This is a genomic window from Pseudomonas mendocina (assembly GCF_900636545.1).
Lineage (GTDB): Bacteria > Pseudomonadota > Gammaproteobacteria > Pseudomonadales > Pseudomonadaceae > Aquipseudomonas > Aquipseudomonas mendocina.
The window spans coordinates 3,692,458-3,708,259 of the sequence record NZ_LR134290.1 but is presented as its reverse complement, the minus strand read 5'-3'; the positions used below and the strand labels follow the sequence as shown (position 1 = coordinate 3,708,259).

14 protein-coding genes are annotated in these 15,802 nt (G+C 65.2%); 11 read left to right on the top strand and 3 right to left on the bottom strand.

From position 1 onward, the window contains the following. The first annotated feature begins 91 nt into the window (after nt 1-91). From EL191_RS17250 to EL191_RS17230, 5 genes are read left to right on the top strand one after another with little or no spacing between them, the layout of a single operon-like run. Nucleotides 92-2,437, top strand: a complete 2,346-nt coding sequence (locus tag EL191_RS17250) for a TonB-dependent receptor (RefSeq protein ID WP_041979773.1) — start codon at nt 92-94, stop codon at nt 2,435-2,437. Continuing rightward, a complete protein-coding gene (locus tag EL191_RS17245; protein ID WP_041979775.1) occupies nt 2,437-3,117 on the top strand; it encodes a Fe2+-dependent dioxygenase in 681 nt (226 codons plus the stop codon). The genes EL191_RS17250 and EL191_RS17245 overlap by 1 nt, the downstream gene beginning before the upstream one ends. A 20-nt stretch (nt 3,118-3,137) precedes the next feature. Continuing rightward, nucleotides 3,138-4,241 (top strand): ABC transporter substrate-binding protein, encoded by a 1,104-nt coding sequence (locus tag EL191_RS17240; RefSeq protein ID WP_041979777.1) that lies wholly within the window; start codon nt 3,138-3,140, stop codon nt 4,239-4,241. Then, entirely contained in the window at nt 4,238-5,311 is a 1,074-nt protein-coding gene (locus tag EL191_RS17235) for a FecCD family ABC transporter permease (protein ID WP_013716706.1), read from the top strand. Before EL191_RS17240 ends, EL191_RS17235 begins: the two co-directional genes overlap by 4 nt. Further along, complete coding sequence (locus EL191_RS17230) at nt 5,308-6,087, top strand: ABC transporter ATP-binding protein (protein ID WP_041979778.1); 780 nt, start codon at nt 5,308-5,310, stop codon at nt 6,085-6,087. Before EL191_RS17235 ends, EL191_RS17230 begins: the two co-directional genes overlap by 4 nt. Nucleotides 6,088-6,111: 24 nt before the next feature. Here the strand turns inward: EL191_RS17230 and EL191_RS17225 are convergent, their stop codons facing one another. After that, nucleotides 6,112-6,741, bottom strand: coding sequence for a TetR/AcrR family transcriptional regulator (locus EL191_RS17225; protein WP_041979780.1), 630 nt, complete (start codon nt 6,739-6,741; stop codon nt 6,112-6,114). A 118-nt stretch (nt 6,742-6,859) separates the two neighbouring features. On the opposite strand from EL191_RS17225, the gene EL191_RS17220 reads away from it, so the two are divergent. The 5 genes from EL191_RS17220 (at nt 6,860) to EL191_RS17200 (ending at nt 13,465) form a co-directional block, all read left to right on the top strand. Continuing rightward, a complete protein-coding gene (locus EL191_RS17220; protein WP_041979781.1) occupies nt 6,860-7,696 on the top strand; it encodes an enoyl-CoA hydratase-related protein in 837 nt (278 codons plus the stop codon). Nucleotides 7,697-7,885: 189 nt separating this feature from the next. Next, the gene (locus tag EL191_RS17215; RefSeq protein ID WP_041979783.1) at nt 7,886-9,406 is read left to right on the top strand and encodes a phytoene desaturase family protein; all 1,521 of its coding nucleotides are present in this window, start codon (nt 7,886-7,888) and stop codon (nt 9,404-9,406) included. Then, nucleotides 9,399-10,562, top strand: coding sequence for an FAD-binding oxidoreductase (locus EL191_RS17210; RefSeq protein WP_041979784.1), 1,164 nt, complete (start codon nt 9,399-9,401; stop codon nt 10,560-10,562). The genes EL191_RS17215 and EL191_RS17210 overlap by 8 nt, the downstream gene beginning before the upstream one ends. A gap of 49 nt (nt 10,563-10,611) precedes the next feature. Beyond that, entirely contained in the window at nt 10,612-12,282 is a 1,671-nt protein-coding gene (locus EL191_RS17205) for an AMP-binding protein (protein ID WP_041979786.1), read from the top strand. 55 nt (nt 12,283-12,337) lie between these two features. After that, complete coding sequence (locus EL191_RS17200) at nt 12,338-13,465, top strand: YheT family hydrolase (RefSeq protein ID WP_041979788.1); 1,128 nt, start codon at nt 12,338-12,340, stop codon at nt 13,463-13,465. On the opposite strand, the gene EL191_RS17195 is transcribed toward EL191_RS17200, so the two are convergent. After that, nucleotides 13,449-14,420 (bottom strand): GlxA family transcriptional regulator, encoded by a 972-nt coding sequence (locus EL191_RS17195; protein WP_041979789.1) that lies wholly within the window; start codon nt 14,418-14,420, stop codon nt 13,449-13,451. The two genes, EL191_RS17200 and EL191_RS17195, sit on opposite strands and share 17 nt — an antisense overlap. Before the next feature lie 108 nt (nt 14,421-14,528). Between EL191_RS17195 and EL191_RS17190 the strand changes: the two genes are divergently transcribed. Then, on the top strand, nt 14,529-15,077 hold the full coding sequence (locus EL191_RS17190; RefSeq protein ID WP_013716697.1) for a thioesterase family protein: 549 nt from the start codon (nt 14,529-14,531) through the stop codon (nt 15,075-15,077). 84 nt (nt 15,078-15,161) lie between these two features. Here EL191_RS17190 and EL191_RS17185 read toward each other — a convergent pair whose 3' ends face one another. Beyond that, nucleotides 15,162-15,605, bottom strand: coding sequence for a GNAT family N-acetyltransferase (locus EL191_RS17185; protein WP_041979790.1), 444 nt, complete (start codon nt 15,603-15,605; stop codon nt 15,162-15,164). Between the last annotated feature and the right edge of the window lie 197 nt (nt 15,606-15,802).

Below are 15,802 nucleotides of genomic sequence, written 5' to 3'. Positions count from 1 at the left end.
TTACCGATACATCTCGACCGCCAGGGGGCCTGAGCGCAATCGATAGAATTCCTCGAATACAAATGCGACTGATTGTATTTAAGGAATCTCGATGTCCCAAGTGTTTCCCGCTGCTCCCCCCAGTCTGTCCAGAACGCTGGCCCCGGCGTTCGGCCTGATGCTTGGCGCCTGCGCCCTGCCGGCGTTGGCTGACGACGCTGCGGTCGAACTGCCGGCCACTCAGGTGACCGGTCAGAACGTACCCTACAAGGCTGACCGCGCTTCGTCGGCGAAGATCGCCGTACCGCTGCTCGACGCGCCGCAGAGCGTCAACGTGGTGCCGCGCGAGGTGCTCGAGGAACAGAACGCGCAGACCCTGCAGGACGTGCTGCGTAACGTGCCGGGCATCACCTTCATGTCCGGCGAAGGCAACCTGGGCTGGGGCGACCTGTTCTCCATTCGCGGTTTCTCCTCGGAGCAGAGCCTGACTGTCGATGGCGTGCGGGATTCCGGCATGTCCAGCCGCACCGACACCTTCAATCTGGAACAGGCCGAGGTCTACAAGGGCACCGGCTCGGTGGAGTCGGGCGTCTCGGCCATCGGTGGCAGCGTCAATCTGGTCAGCAAGCGCGCCCACCTCGGCGATGACGGCAAGCTTTCGGCGGGCATCGGCAGCGACAACTACAAGCGCCTGACCGCGGACATCAACCGCGAGATCAACGACACCAGCGCGCTGCGCATCAACCTGATGAAGCATGGCAACGCCGTGGCCGAGCGCGACGAAGTCGACTACGACCGCTGGGGCCTGGCCACGTCCTTCGGCTTCGGCCTGGGCACCGACACCCGTTTCTGGCTCGATGCCTTCTACCAGAAGGACGAGAACACCCCGGACGGCGGCGTGCCGATCCAGCGTGGCACCGATGGCAAGCGCATGCCCGGGGTATCGCGCGATGCCTGGTACGGCGACTCCAGCCTGTACACCCAGCAGACCGAGACGCGCTCGCTGACCGGTCTGGTCGAGCATGACTTCGATGACAGCACCACGCTGCGCAACCAGTTGCGCTGGCAGCAGACCGACAACTGGGCGGTGCTGTCGCCGGCGCGCTTCGTCGCCGCCAACGCCGATGGCAGCCGCAACTGCACCGGCACGCGCTGCGCCAGCCTCGGCTATGTCGGCGTTGGCCCGGTAAGCTCGGTCAACGGCGTCAATGCGTATACCGACTACGCCAACAGCGGCGACACCCGTTACGGCTATCTGCGCGGCAGCGACTTCGGCCTGTCCAAGCGCTATTCGATCATCGACAACCAGACCGACCTGAGCTTCGCCTTCGCCACCGGCGGCATCGGCCACCAGGCGGTCACCGGCATCGAGTTGTACAAGGAAACCTACGCTGGCCTGCACAAGAGCATGAAGGTGCCGGACGGCGCGATGTTCTTCGACATGACCGACCCGGCCCACCACTTCGCTTCTACCTACGAGCGCAAGGGCTACGGCGATGCGGCCACTGAGGTGAAGGATGCCGGCCTGTACGTTTCCGACACCCTGACGTTCAGCCCGCAATGGCAACTGCTGCTGTCGCTGCGCTATGACCGCTGGAAGGTCAGCACCGAGAACGGTGGTAACGAAACCAGTCGTCGCGACGATACCTTCGGCGGCCGCGCCGGGCTGGTCTTCAAGCCGGCGCACAACGGCAGCATCTACCTGTCCTACAGCCAGTCGTCGCAGCCTTCGGCCATCGGCGCGACCACCAACAACCAGGTCTATGGCGCAGCCAGCACGGCCAACTACGAGCCGGCCAAGGCCAGCACCTACGAGCTGGGCACCAAGTGGGAGCTGCTCGACGAGCGCCTGGGCCTGACCGCCGCGATCTTCCGCACCGAGCTGGAGAACAGCTGGGAATACAGCGAAGGCGAGGCCTCGCCGGTGCGTGCGCTGCCGGCCAAGCGGGTCGACGGCATCGAGCTGGGCCTGCAGGGCCAGCTGACCTCGAAGTGGAGCGCTTACGCCGGCTTCGCAGCGATGAAGAGCCGCCAGACCAAGGGCGTCAACAAGGGCGAGGAGGCGAAGAACGTCCCCGACCTGACCGCCAACCTGTGGACCACCTACGACCTCAGCGATGACCTCAGTGTCAGCTACGGCGCCAACTACGTCGGCCGTCGCCGCTACAGCGACAACAAGTACGTTGGTGGTCTGAACAACAACAGCAGCTACGCCGACGGCCCGGGCGGGGTGGCGGCCATCTACACCCGCGACCACGAGAAGGCGCCGGGTTACTGGCTGCACAGCGTCGCCGCACGTTATCAGGTGGACGCCAGCACCACGCTCAACCTGAACGTCGACAACCTGTTCAACAAGTTCTACTACAGCCGCATCGGCGCTTCGCTCGATGGCTTCCAGCTGTACGGCGTACCAGGCGCCGGGCGTACCGTCACCGCCAGCGTGGATTACAGCTTCTGATGCTGATCGAAATCGAAGGGCTGCTCAGCGCTGAGGAAGTGGACGAGGTGCGCCGGCAACTGCTGGCGCAACCCTGGGTCGACGGCAAGGTCACCGCTGGTGTGCAGTCGGCGCAGGTCAAGGCCAACCGCCAGTTGGACGAGGACAATCCGCTGGCGCGCCAGTTCGGTGAGCTGATCCTGCGGCGCCTGTCGGACAACGCCTTGTTCATGTCGGCTGCCCTGCCCAAACGCATCTATCCGCCGCTGTTCAATCGCTACGGTGATGGCGAGGCCTTTGGCTTTCATGTCGACAACGCCATTCGCGGCATCAAGGGCGTGCGCGAGCGCGTGCGTACCGACCTGTCGGCGACGCTGTTCCTGGCCGACCCGGCCAGCTACGACGGCGGCGAGCTGGTGATCCGCGACACCTTCGGCGAGCAGCGCGTGAAGCTGGCGGCCGGAAACCTGGTGCTCTATCCCGGCAGCAGCCTGCATCGCGTCGAGGCGGTCACCCGCGGTGAGCGCCTGGCCTCGTTCTTCTGGATCGAGAGCCTGGTACGCGAGGACAGCCAGCGGCAGATTCTGCTGGACATGGACGTGGCCATCCAGCGCCTCACCGCCCAGGGCGCCGACGACCAATCACTGCTGGAACTTACCGGCGTCTACCACAACCTGCTCCGCCGCTGGAGCGACACCTGAATCCATTCGAGGTCATTGCCGTGAATATCTCCCCGCTGCGGCGCGTACTCGCGCTGCCCCTGTTGCTGCTGGCCCTGGCCGGCTCCGCCCATGCCGTGGAAGTCACCGACGTGCTCGGGCGCAAGGTCGAAGTGCCGGCCGAGCCCAAGCGCGTGGTGCTGGGCGAAGGGCGCTTGTTCTTCGCCCTGGCCCTGCTTGACCGCGAAGCACCCTTCCAGCGGGTGGTCGGCTGGCAGAACGACATGCGCCTGCTCGACCCGCACACCTACGAGGTGTATGCCGAACAGTACCCGGACATCGCCAAGATTCCGCTGATCGGCCAGGCCTCGGAGCAGAGCGTCAGTGCCGAGCAGATTCTGGCACTCAAGCCGGATCTGGCAGTGTTCAGCATCGCCGGTGAAGGCCCGACCCAGCACAGCCCGGTCGCCGACCTGCTGGCGGCGGCGGGCGTGCCGGTGCTGTTCATCGATTTTCGTGTGCACCCGATCAAGAACACCCGTGTCAGCCTGGAGGCGCTGGGCAAACTGCTCGGCCGCGAGCTCGAGGCGCAGGAATATCTGAGCTTCTATGACCGCCACCTGGCGCGCGTCACCGATTCCGTGGCCGGCCTGCCGGATGCGCAGCGGCCCAAGGTGTTCCTCGAACTGCTGGCTGGCGTCTGGCAGGCGCCGGGCCACACCACCGGCAAGAGCGGCCTGGGTGGTGTGGTCGAAGCCGTCGGTGGGCGCAATATCGCCGCTGGCGTGGTCCCGGGCGCGATTGGTGACGTCAGCGTCGAATACGTGCTGAGCGCCGATCCGGACGTCTACATCGCCACCGGCAATCGCAAGCCAGGCGTGCTGCTCGGTGCCGGGGTGGACGAGAAGACTGCTCGTGACAGCCTGACGAAGATCACCGCGCGCCCCGACTTCGCGCCGCTGCGACCGATCCGCGATGGCCAGGCCCACGGCCTGTGGCATGACTTCTACAACTCGCCGTTCAACATCCTGGCCATCGAGAGTATGGCGCGCTGGATTCATCCCGAGCGTTTCGCCGACCTCGACCCGCAAGCGACCCAGGCCGAGATCAACCGCTTCCTTGCCGTTGGCCTGGATGGCCACTACTGGATCGACGCAACGCCGTGAGTGCCTATCTGCAAAGTGCCGGTGCGCCCGCCCTGGCGGCGGCCGCGCTGAGTTACAGGCGCCTGCTGTGGCGGCGTACCCTGCTGGTGGCGTTGCTCGCCGGCCTGCTGCTGCTCAGTGTGCTGGCCGACCTGGCCAGCGGCGCCTCGGGCATGGGCCTGGGCCAGTTGCTGGCCGGCATTCTCGACCCCGGCGCCCTGAGCGCCACCGAACGGGTAATTATCTGGAACGTGCGCCTGCCCTACGCGCTGATGGCGGTGCTGGTGGGCGCCGCGCTGGCGCTGGCTGGTGCCGAGATGCAGGCGATCCTCGATAACCCGCTGGCCAGCCCCTTCACCCTCGGCGTGTCCTCGGCAGCGGCGCTTGGCGCCTCGCTGGCCATCGCCTATCCGCTGGCCATCGACTGGCTGGCTCCAAGCGGGCAGGTGACGGTGGCGGCGTTTGTCTTCGCCTGCCTGTCGGTGCTGCTGTTGCAGGCCATGTCGCGCCTGCGTGGGGCCGGCGTGGAGAGCCTGGTGCTGTTCGGTATCGCCCTGGTGTTCAGCTGCAACGCGCTGGTGTCGCTGCTGCAACTGCTGGCCACCGAGGACGTGCTGCAGCAACTGGTGTTCTGGACGCTAGGTAGCCTGGCACGGGCCAACTGGGAGAAGCTCGGCATTCTCGCGGCGGTGCTCGCCGTGCTGCTGCCATTCTCCTTACGCGCCGCGCCGAGCATGACCCTGCTGCGCATGGGCGAGGATCGTGCGCGCAGCTTCGGCGTCGATGTGCGCCGCCTGCGCTATGGCTCGTTGCTGCGCATCAGCCTGCTGGCGGCCACGGCGGTGGCCTTCGTCGGCACCATCGGCTTCGTCGGCCTGGTCGGCCCGCACATGGCTCGCCTGCTGGTGGGTGAGGATCAACGTTTCCTGCTGCCGGCCAGTGCGCTGGTCGGCGCCTTGCTGCTGTCGTTGTCTTCCATCGCCAGCAAGCTGATCCTGCCCGGGGTGATCGTGCCGGTGGGCATCGTCACCGCGCTGGTCGGCGTGCCGGTGTTCGTCGTGCTGGTGTTCCGCCGCGGGAGGCGCCTGTGAGTCTCAAGGCTGCAAATATCTCGGTGGCCTACGGTCGCCGACAGGTGCTTCACGGCTTGTCGTTGCCCGAGCTGCAACCCGGCGGTCTCGTCGCGCTGGTCGGCCCCAACGGCGCCGGCAAATCCACCTTGCTGCGGGCGCTGGCCGGGCTGGAGCGCATGCAAGGCGAGCTGACCCTCGGCGGCCAGGATCTGACGCGCATCAGCAGTGGCGAGCGTGCCCGCACCCTGGCCTACATGCCGCAACAACTGCCACCGGGCATCGCCCTCGGCGTGCTGGAAAGCGTGTTGGCGGCGCTGCGCGTGAGCGAGGAGGGCGAGGTACTGGCACGTGCCTTCGACGCTCTGGCGCGCATCGGCATCGAGAACCTGGCCGAGCAATCGCTCGACGGCCTGTCCGGCGGGCAGCGGCAACTGGTCTCGCTGGCGCAACTGATCGCGCGGCGCCCGCAGGTGCTGCTGCTCGACGAGCCGACCAGTGCGCTCGATCTGCATTACCAGTTGCGGGTGATGGATTGCGTGCGCGACCTGGTGCGTGAGCACCGCCTGCTGGCGGTGGCCGTGCTGCACGACATCAACCTGGCGGCCAGTTGCGCCGATCAACTGGTGGTGATGCGCGCCGGCCGGATCCACGCCAGCGGTACGCCCGATGAGGTGCTCACGCCGCAACTGCTGGCCGAGGTCTACGGCGTCGAGGCGCGCGTCGAGCGCTGCTCGCGCGGGCGTTTGCAGGTGCTGGTGGATCGGGCGCTGCCAGCCGCTCAAAGACGCGCCTGACGAGGACAGCAGGGGCTGTGCCAATCAGCTCTCGGTAGCGCCCGTTTCGCACGCCTTGAACAGGTGCTCGAAGCCTTGCAGGGTGGTGTCGACGAAGCGGGCGTCGGTGGTCGAGGCGGGAAAGTGCAGCACGCCATGGATGACCAGCGACGCCAGGCCATGGGTGTAAGACCAGGCCGCCAGCGCAGCACGGCGGCCCTCGGCACTTGCGGCGTCCTGGCCGAGGATGTCGGCCATGATGCGTTTCAGCTCGTCAAAGGCCTCGTCGCGGGCCTCACGGTACTGCAGCGGCATGTCGTCGCTGGCCGATTCCGGCCCGAACATCAGCTGATAGAGCGCCGGATTATTGCGGGCGAAGCTGAAGTAGGCGAGGCAGGCATCGCGTAGTTTCTGCAGGCCTGTGCTGTCCTGATCCTCCAAGCGCAGAGCCGTGCCCAATTCGCGAAAACCCTGAGCCGCCAGGTGGCCGATCAGTTCGGCGCGATTGGCGTAGTGGTGATAGGCAGCCGTCGAACTGACGCCGACACGTTCGGACACCGCGCGCAGTGACAGCTTGGTCGGCCCCACTTCCTCGAGCATTTCTCGCGCGGCGCTGAGCAGCCGAGGGGCAAGGTTGCCGACATGGTAGGTGTCGCGGGCGCGGTTCGTGCTCATGCGAGAGAAGCCTTGGTTGCATGGGATAGGGGCGCTCGAATCTTATCATCGAGCAGTATCTTGACGGTGCTAAGATTCGATCTTAGCATCGCTAACATTCCCTGTATGAGGCCTGCCCATGACTCACCATTACGAATGTTTTGCCGTCAGCGTCGAGAACGGCGTTGCCCACCTGCAACTCAATCGCCCGGACAAGGCCAACAGCCTGACGCGGGCCTTCTGGCGTGAACTGCCGGAGGCCGTCAGCCGCCTGAGCCACTCCGGCCAGGTGCGGGCGCTGGTGATTTCGGCGCAGGGCAAGGTGTTCTGTGGCGGCCTGGACATGCAGATGTTCTCCACCGCCAAGGAATTTCACGCGACCTCGCCGCAGGAGCGCGAGGTGCTGCAGGTCAACCTGGAGCGCATGCAGGACGCGCTGAATGCGTTGGAGCGGGCGCGCTTCCCGGTGATCGCCGCCGTGCAGGGCGCCTGCATCGGTGGCGGCTTCGATCTGATCGCCGCCTGTGATCTGGTTTTTGCCTCGCAGGCGGCGAGCTTCCGTATCGAAGAAACCAACGTCGGCATGATGGCTGACCTGGGCGTGCTGCAACGTCTGCCGCGACTGATTCCGGCCGGTGTCGCTCGCTACCTGGCGCTGACCGGAGACACCCTGCAGGTCGACGAGGCTCACCGCCTGGGGCTGCTGGCCAAGGTTTTCGCCACGCCCGAGGAGTTGCTGGCCGGCGCCTTTGCCGCCGCTCGGAAGATCGCCGAGCGCCCGCCGATCGCGATCAACGGCATCAAGCGCGCCATGCTCTACAGCCGTGACCACGGCGTCTACGAATCCCTGCAACACACCGTGCTGCTACAGAGTTCCATCCTCAGCGGCCAGGACATCCTGCGCTCGGTCGGTGCGCGCAAGAGCGGCACGCCAGCGGAGTTCGCCGACCTGATCGAGCTGCAGGACACCTTCTAACAGGCAGTTGAAAAACTACCTGCGTTGTCTGGCCATCGTTGAAAACAGCCTCAAAATGCTCATTTACAACACGTAAACTGCGCTTTTTCGGCTGTTTTCGCCTCGTCCAGCCTGCCTCGCCTACGTTTTTCAACGGCCTGTTAAGGCCTTTTTAACCAAATCTTATCGCTGATAAGTTTGAGGTGAACGATGAAGCACTACGACGCCGTGGTGATCGGTGCCGGCAACGCCGGGCTGACCGCCGCCACAGCACTGCAGCGCGGCGGCAGTCGCACCCTGCTGGTGGAGCGGCACAACATTCCGGGCGGTTGCGCGACCTCCTTCGTGCGCGGCAACTTCGAGTTCGAGGTGGCGTTGCATCAGCTCAGCGGCCTGGGCACCGAGGACAAACCCTTCGTGATGCGCAAGTTCTTCGACAAGCTGGGGGTGATGGACAAGGTCGAGTTCATCCAGGAGCACGCGCTGTATCGCCTGGTGGTACCCGGTGAGCTGGACGTCACGCTGCCGGCCAGTTGGTCGGGCATCCGCCGCCTGCTGCAGGAGATGTATCCGGCTGAAAGCGAGGCCATCGAGCGCTTCATGCTGGTCTGCGAGAAGGTCACCCTGGAAAGCTTCATGACCTTGCCGCAGGCCGCCCGCGCCAACAGCGAGGCGATGCTCAGGTCGATGTGCCCGTACTACGTGCAGTACGGCTTCCGCCCGGCACGTGAGGTGCTCGATGAGTTCTTCAGCGACGCCAAGTTGAAGAACATCCTCGCCACCTACTGGCTCTACCTCGGCGTGTCGCCGAACATGCTGCCGTTCGCCGACCTGGCCACCATGCTCTACGCCTATGCGGTGTTCAAACCCTGGCACATCAAGGGCGGCTCGCAGGCCATGTCGACCGCGCTGGTGGAATCGTTCCTCGAAGCCGGTGGCGAGGTGCGCTTCAATTGTGGCGTGGAGACCATCCATACCGAAGGCGGGCGCGTCAGTGGCGTCAGCCTGGAAGGCGGCGAGCGGGTCGCCTGCGACGCGGTGGTGTCCAACGCCAGCCCGCTGATCACCTTCAACGAGCTGCTCGACCTCGACCGCCCGCCCTTGAAGATCCAGCAGGACTTCAAGTCGCGGCGCATGGGCACCTCGGCCTTCGTCATCTACCTGGGCCTGGACTGCACGCCGCAGGAACTGGGCGTGACCACGGCGTCGAGCTTCATCTACGAGACCCTCGACGAGGAGGCGATCCATGCACGCATGGGCAGCCTGGAAGCGCCGCTCGGCGGCATGCTCACCTGCTACAACCTGGAAGACCCGAGCGCTGCACCGGCTGGCAAAAGCCAGGTGGTGCTGGTCTGCCTGCAATACGGCGACGTATGGAAATCGGTGAAGCCCGAGGATTACGCGCAGACCAAGTACGCCTTCGCCGAGAAGCTGATCGCGCTGATCGAGCAGGTCTACCCCAAGGTGCGCCAGTACATCGAAGAGGTCGAGGTGGCCACGCCGTTGACCATGATGCGCTACCTCAACACGCCCGGCGGCGCCATCTACGGCTTCCAGCAGAGCGCGCAGGATTCGGCGCTGCTGCGTGAGCGCCTGGACGCCGTGCCGGGCCTGTACATGGCCGGCTCCTGGACGTCCATGGGCGGCTTCCAGCCGACCTACATGGCCGGCGAGTCGACCGCTCGCGCCGTACTCAAGCAAATCAAGGTGAAGGAGGTGGCCAATGTCTGAGCACAACGCATTGAACGTGATCGCCGGCTACAGCGAGGCGTTCGCCGCCAAGCTGGCGCTGGAACAAAGCGGCAGCGACTTCCAGGAAGTGCGCGGCGAGGTGGCCAGCAGCGTGGTGCAACTGCACCCCAAGCGCCTGGCGCTGCAGGTCGCCGAGATCATCGAAGACACGCCGAGCACCAAGACCCTGCGCCTGGTAGCGGTCGACGGCCAGGCACTGCCGCCGTTCCAGGCCGGCCAGTACATCAACCTGTTCGTCGAGATCGATGGGGTGAGAACGGCGCGGCCCTACGCCATGTCGTCTTCACCTCTGCAACGCATGCATTACGACCTGACGATCAAGCGCGCCCAGGGCGGTTTCGTCTCCAACTACCTGCTCGACCGGGTGAGCGTTGGCCAGCGCCTGAGCAGTTCGGGGCCGATGGGCACCTTCCATCACAACCCGCTGTTCCATGGCGACGACCTGGTGTTCCTCGCCGGTGGTTTGGGTTCGGCACCGGCGCGCAGCATCCTGCTGAACATCCTCGAGCGCGGGCTGCCGCAGCGCTTTCACATGATCTACGTGAACAGCCATGTCGATGACGTGATCTATGCCGATGAGCTGCGCGAGCTGGCGGCGCAGCACGAGAACTTCACCCTGAGCGAGGTCATCTCGCGGCCGCCTGCGGGCTACACCGGGCGCAGTGGTCGCCTGAACCGCGCCATGCTGCAGGAACTGCTGGGTGAGATCGGCGACAAGATGTTCTACATCTGTGGCCCGACGCCGTTCAACGACAGCTGCGTAGCGCTGCTCGGCGAGCTGGGCGTCGCCCGCCGGCGCATCCGCGTCGAGGCCAACGGCGCACCCAAGACGCCGCACCAGCAGGCCGGCTGGCCGACAGGCGTGAGCCTGGACGACGAGGTGACCATCACCGTGCAGGGGCGTGGCAGCTTCCGCAGCACCGTCGGTGAGCCGTTGCTCAATGCCCTGGAACGCAACGGCTACTTCGTCGAGAACGCCTGCCGTTCCGGCGAATGCAGCCTGTGCCGGGTCAAGTTGATCTCCGGCGAGGTGTTCAACCCGCAGGAGGCGCACCTGCGCAAATCCGACCGTGATTTCGGCTGGATCTATTCCTGCGTGGCGTTCCCCATTGGCGATATCGAAGTGCTGCTCTGAGCAGGCACGCGACGCTCCAGCCCCAATAACAAGAACCAGGAGAATGACGATGACCGCTCAAGCCCGCCGCTGGGAACAGCACTACCCAACGCACCTGCATGGCTACCGCATCGACGCCGAATCATTGGCCGGCAACCTGGCCGATAGTGCCGGCGAGAATGCCCGGCGCTTCGGCGCTGCACCGGCCTTCACCCAGGTGCTGTCCAACGGCTTGCAGGCCGAGCTTTCCTTCGCCGATATCGAGCGCTTGTCGGATGCCTTCGCCGCCTATCTGAGCCGGGAGCAGGGCTTGCAGCCAGGGGATGTCGTCGCCCTGCAACTACCCAACAGCCTGCACTATCCCGTCGCCGTGCTGGGGGCGTGGAAGGCTGGGTTGATCGTCACCAACGTCAACCCGCTGTACACCGAGCGTGAACTCGACGCGCAACTGCTCGACAGCGGCGCCAGGCTGCTGGTGGCCTGCGACCTGTTCGTCAAGCGCGCGCAGCAGGTGATCGAGCAGCGCGGCGTGTCGCTGCTATTGACCAGCCTTGGCGATTTTTTTCCCGCGCCGGTGGGACAGGCGATCCAGCAGAGCCTGGAAGAACAGACCGGCGACGACCTGATGCCACAGATCGCCTTCCAGCGTTTCAGCGAGGCGCTGAGCATCGGCGCTGAGCTGCAACTGTCGCGGCGCAATCATCCGGTCGCCCTGTACCAGTACACCGGCGGCACCACGGGGCGGAGCAAGGGCGCGGTGCTGACCCATGCCAATCTCAAGGCCGTGCTGAGCATGGCCGAGGATTACCTCAGTGCCTTCGGCGCGCAGATCGAGCCCGGCGACATCATCCTCACCATCCCGCCGCTCTATCACATCTTCGCCTTCAACTTTAACTTCCTGCTGTTCTTCGGCCGCGGTGGGCACAACCTGCTGGTGCCCAACCCGCGCCCGCTGGCCAACACCCGCCCGGCATTCGAGAAATTTCCGGTGCGCTGGATGACCGGGGTGGACACCCTGTATGCCGGCCTGCTGGCCGAACCCTGGTTCCAGGCCAACCCGCCTGCGCTGAAGCTCGCGGTTTCCGGCGGTACCGCGTTGCGCCCGGTGACCGGCGAACGCTGGCGCGCACTGGTCGGCCAGATTCTCGAAGGCTACGGTCTGACCGAGAGCTCCTGCTTCGTGGCCTTCAACCCGCCTGGCCCCAAGGAGCGGCTTGGCACCGTCGGCCTGCCGCTGCCCGGCCTCGACGTGCGCATCGCCGATGCCGATGGACAGGCGCTGGCCAGCGGTACGCCGGGCGAATTGCTGGTGCGCGGGCCGAACATCATCGAGCACTACCTGAATCGCCCCGATGAAACCCGCGAGGCCTTCGTCGATGGCTGGTTCCGCACCGGAGACATCGCGGTGATGGACGAAGACGGCTACATCCGCATCGTCGACCGCAAGAAGGACATGGTGCTGGTTTCCGGCTTCAACGTGTACCCCAACGAAGTCGAGGCGGTGATCGCCGAGCATCCCGATGTGATGGAAGTGGCCGTGATCGGTGTGCCGGACGAGACCACCGGCGAGGCCGTATGCGCCTTCGTCGCGCTGCACCGGCCAGGGCTGGATGGTGAGGCAATCATCCGTCATTGTCGCGAGCGGCTGACCGCCTACAAGGTGCCCAAGCGCATCGAGTTCCGCGAGCAGTTGCCCAAGTCACCCATCGGCAAGATCCTCAGGGCACAGTTGCGCACCTGACCCTTGCCAGCCGGCTACCCTACGCAGCCGGCTTTTCACCCGTTCAAGGACGCCTATGTCGCTCTGGATCATCCTCGTTGCCGCACTCGTCATCGGGCTCGCTTTTCACTACCTGCGCACGGCAGCGCTCAGGCCGCAATTGAGCTACCAGGACAATCCGGAAAACCGGCAACTGCTCGTCCAGGTGCCGCGCCTGGGTCGGCGTTTTTGGGTGACCCCCTGGCTGTTCAATGGCCACCTGCAGTTGCTTGGTCTGGGGCTGACGAAGGCCTTCTGCGGGCGTCTGCATTACGACCGCGTCGACACCCTGCGCATGGCCGACGGCGGCACCACGGCGCTGCACTGGCTGGGCGCCGACCTGCCCGGCGAGGTGCCGACACTGGTGGTGCTGCACACCATCACCGGCTCGCCGCACAGCATGCGCGCCTTCATGCGTGACCTGCAGCGGCTGACCGGGTGGCGCGTGGTCTTGTGCCAGCGGCGTGGCCATGGCGAGCTGGCGCTGACCAGCGCACGCTTCAACACCATGGGCGACACCGAGGATCTGCGCGAGCAACTGCGCCTGATCAGCGAACGCTATCCCCAATCCACCCTCTACGCCGCAGGCATCTCGGCCGGCACTGGCCTGCTGATCCGCTACCTCGGCGAGCAGGGCGAGGATACGCCGCTGCGCGGCGCGTTCGCCTATTGCCCGGGCTACGATATCAGCGTCGCTTTCGCCCGCTCGCGCGCGCCCTTCACCCGGCTGATGGCGCGCAAGCTGGTGCGCCAGTTCGTCACCCCAAACCGCGAAACCCTGGCTCATCTGCCGAGCTTCGCGGCGCTGGAAGGTGCGCAGAGCCTCGATGAATTTCACCAGCATCTGTACGAATGCGCGGGTTACTCCAGCCACCAGGCCTTTCTCGACAACTGCAACCCGATATCGGTGATGGAGAAGGTGAGCATTCCACTGCTGGTGCTCAACGCCGAGGACGACCCCGTATGCGTGCTGGACAACGTGCTGGATCACCGGCAGGCCATGGCACGCATGCCACGCACGATATTGGCGGTCACCTCACGAGGCAGCCACTGCGCCTACCTGGCAGGCTTCACCGCGCGCCCCTGGGCGCATCACCTGGCGGCCGAGTTTCTCCAGGCGCTGCACGCGGAACGGGCAGGGCGCTCGCTCACGTCCCCGGCGTGATGCGCTGGAAGCGTTTACGGAAGGCAACCGGCGACACGCCGACCCGCTGGCAGAACAGGCGGCGGAACGAGTTGCTGTCCTCGTAGCCCACCCGGCTGGTGATGACCTCGAAATTCAGGCGCGTGCTTTCCAGCAACTCCTTGGCCTTCTCCAGGCGCAAGGCCTGCAGGTAGGCCAGCGGTGCGTGACCGGTGGCCTCCTTGAAGCGGCGCTTGAAGTTGCGCACACCGAAACCGAAGCGCGTGGCCAACTCGTCGATGCCGCACGGCTCGGTGAAGTGCGCCTCCATCCAGTCCTGCACGCGCAGAATCGCTTCGTCGCCATGACCGCGTGGCAGCGACCAACTGATGTAGACGGACTGCTCGCTGCGCACGTTATCGATCAGCAGGTAGCGGCTGCATTGCTGCGCCAGCTCGCGCGAGGCGAAGCGGCGGATCAGGTGCAGCAGCAAGTCCATCGCCGCACTGGCACCGGCACTGGTGATCAGCCGACCGTCCTCGCAGAGGATGCGCCGCTCGTCCACGCGAGCTTGCGGGTAGCGGCGTCTCAGCAGGTCGGCGAAGGCCCAATGGGTGGTGGCTTCGACACCGTCGAGCAGGCCCGCCTCGGCCAGCATGAAGGTAGCCGTACACATCGAGGCCACGACCGCGCCCTGTGCATGCTGACGGCGTAGCCAGCCGGTATGGCGCTCGAACCCCGGCAGCGCCTCGCGCAGGCTGAAGAGAAAGCCGGGGATCAGCACCAGGTCGGTTTTCGTCACCGCGTCCAGCGCCATGTCCACCGGCATGCTGCGGCCCAGGGCGCTGGTCACCGGCTGCCCATCCAGCGACGCCACGCAGAGACGGAAGGGCGGCGCGGCCGGCAGGGCGAAGCGATTGGCCGCGTCCAGCACTTCCAGGGCCAGGGCGGCGCTGGCCAGTGAGCTGTGTTCAGCCAGCAGCAAGGTGACGTGCATGGACACTCCGTTGCGTAATCAGCGTGGTATTGGTCATTTCTGCACCTACCTTAGCGCAAGCTCGCTGCTTAGAGTGCGGCCCTCGTCATTCAAACAGGTGTTTGTCGTATGAACCTCTGGTTTCGCCTCTTGCTGATGTTGCTGCGCCGTCCCTGGCGGCGGCCGGTGCCAGGGCTCGCCACCACCGTAGTGCGCCTGCGGGTCTGGCCGCTGGATCTGGACTTCAACCGGCATGTCACCAATGGACGTTATTTCACCCTGGCCGATGTCGGGCGCATGGATTACGTGCTGCGCAGCGGCGCCTTTCGCGTTGCCCTGCGCCACCGTGCGCTGCCCATCGTCGGTGATGTGTGGGGCAAGTTCCGCCGTGAGCTGAAGCTGTTCGAGCGCTTCGAGATCCATACGCGCATGCTCGGCTGGGACGACAAGTGGAGCTTCGTCGAGCACCGTTTCGTCAAGGATCAGCGGGTCATCGCCGTGGTGGTCATGCGCGGGCTGTTCCGTGGGCCGAAGGGCAATGTGGCGCCAGCCGAATTCGCCCGTGAACTGGGCCTGGATGAGCAGTCACCGGCGTTGCCCGACTGGCTGCAGCAATGGTCGGCCAGTTGCGACGGCATGAGCCTGCAACTGCGCGAGTTGGAGCTACCCTCAGCATGATCAGCTGAGGTAGTCATGACCTTGGGAAGGGCCGCAACGCCTGGCTTTACTGGCCTTCTCATGCATGCGATACCGCTCGTATGCTCAGCCGCGGCGTTTCTCGTAGCGCACGTCGCGCTCGTCGATGGCGTCCGCCAGTTCCCAGCCATACCGGCGGTAGAAACCATTGGCGCGGATGCTTTCATGGCCATCGGTGATCAGCCAGATCGACTCGTGATGCTGGAATAGCGCAGTCTCCGCCGCATCCAGCAACAGGCGACCGAGGCCATGGCCTTCGGCTTGCGGGCGAACGAACAAGGCGAACAGTTCGCCGGCTTCGAGATCGACCATGGCGAAGCCTGCCGCAACACCGCCCAGTTCAGCTATCCAGGCGCACGGCGCCTGGTCGATGGCCTCGGCCAAGGCAGCAGGTGTAATGCCGAGTTCGGCCATCTGCTCGCGGGAAAGGTGGTTCTGAACGACGCTGGTGCGAATGTCGAATAGCGTGTGGATATCGGCTACGGTGGCCGGGCGAAGCGTGGCTTCCATGGCAGGGCTCCTTGTGCATGCAGGCCACCATAGGGTGCCTCTAAAAACTACCTGCGTTGTCATCGCTGCGTTAAAAACAAGCTCAAAATGCTCATTTACAACTCGTAAACTCCGCTTTTTCGCTTGTTTTTGCCTTGCGCTGACTGCCTCGCTTACGTTTTTAGGGGTACCCCATAGTCGATCGAGGCCATTGGCCT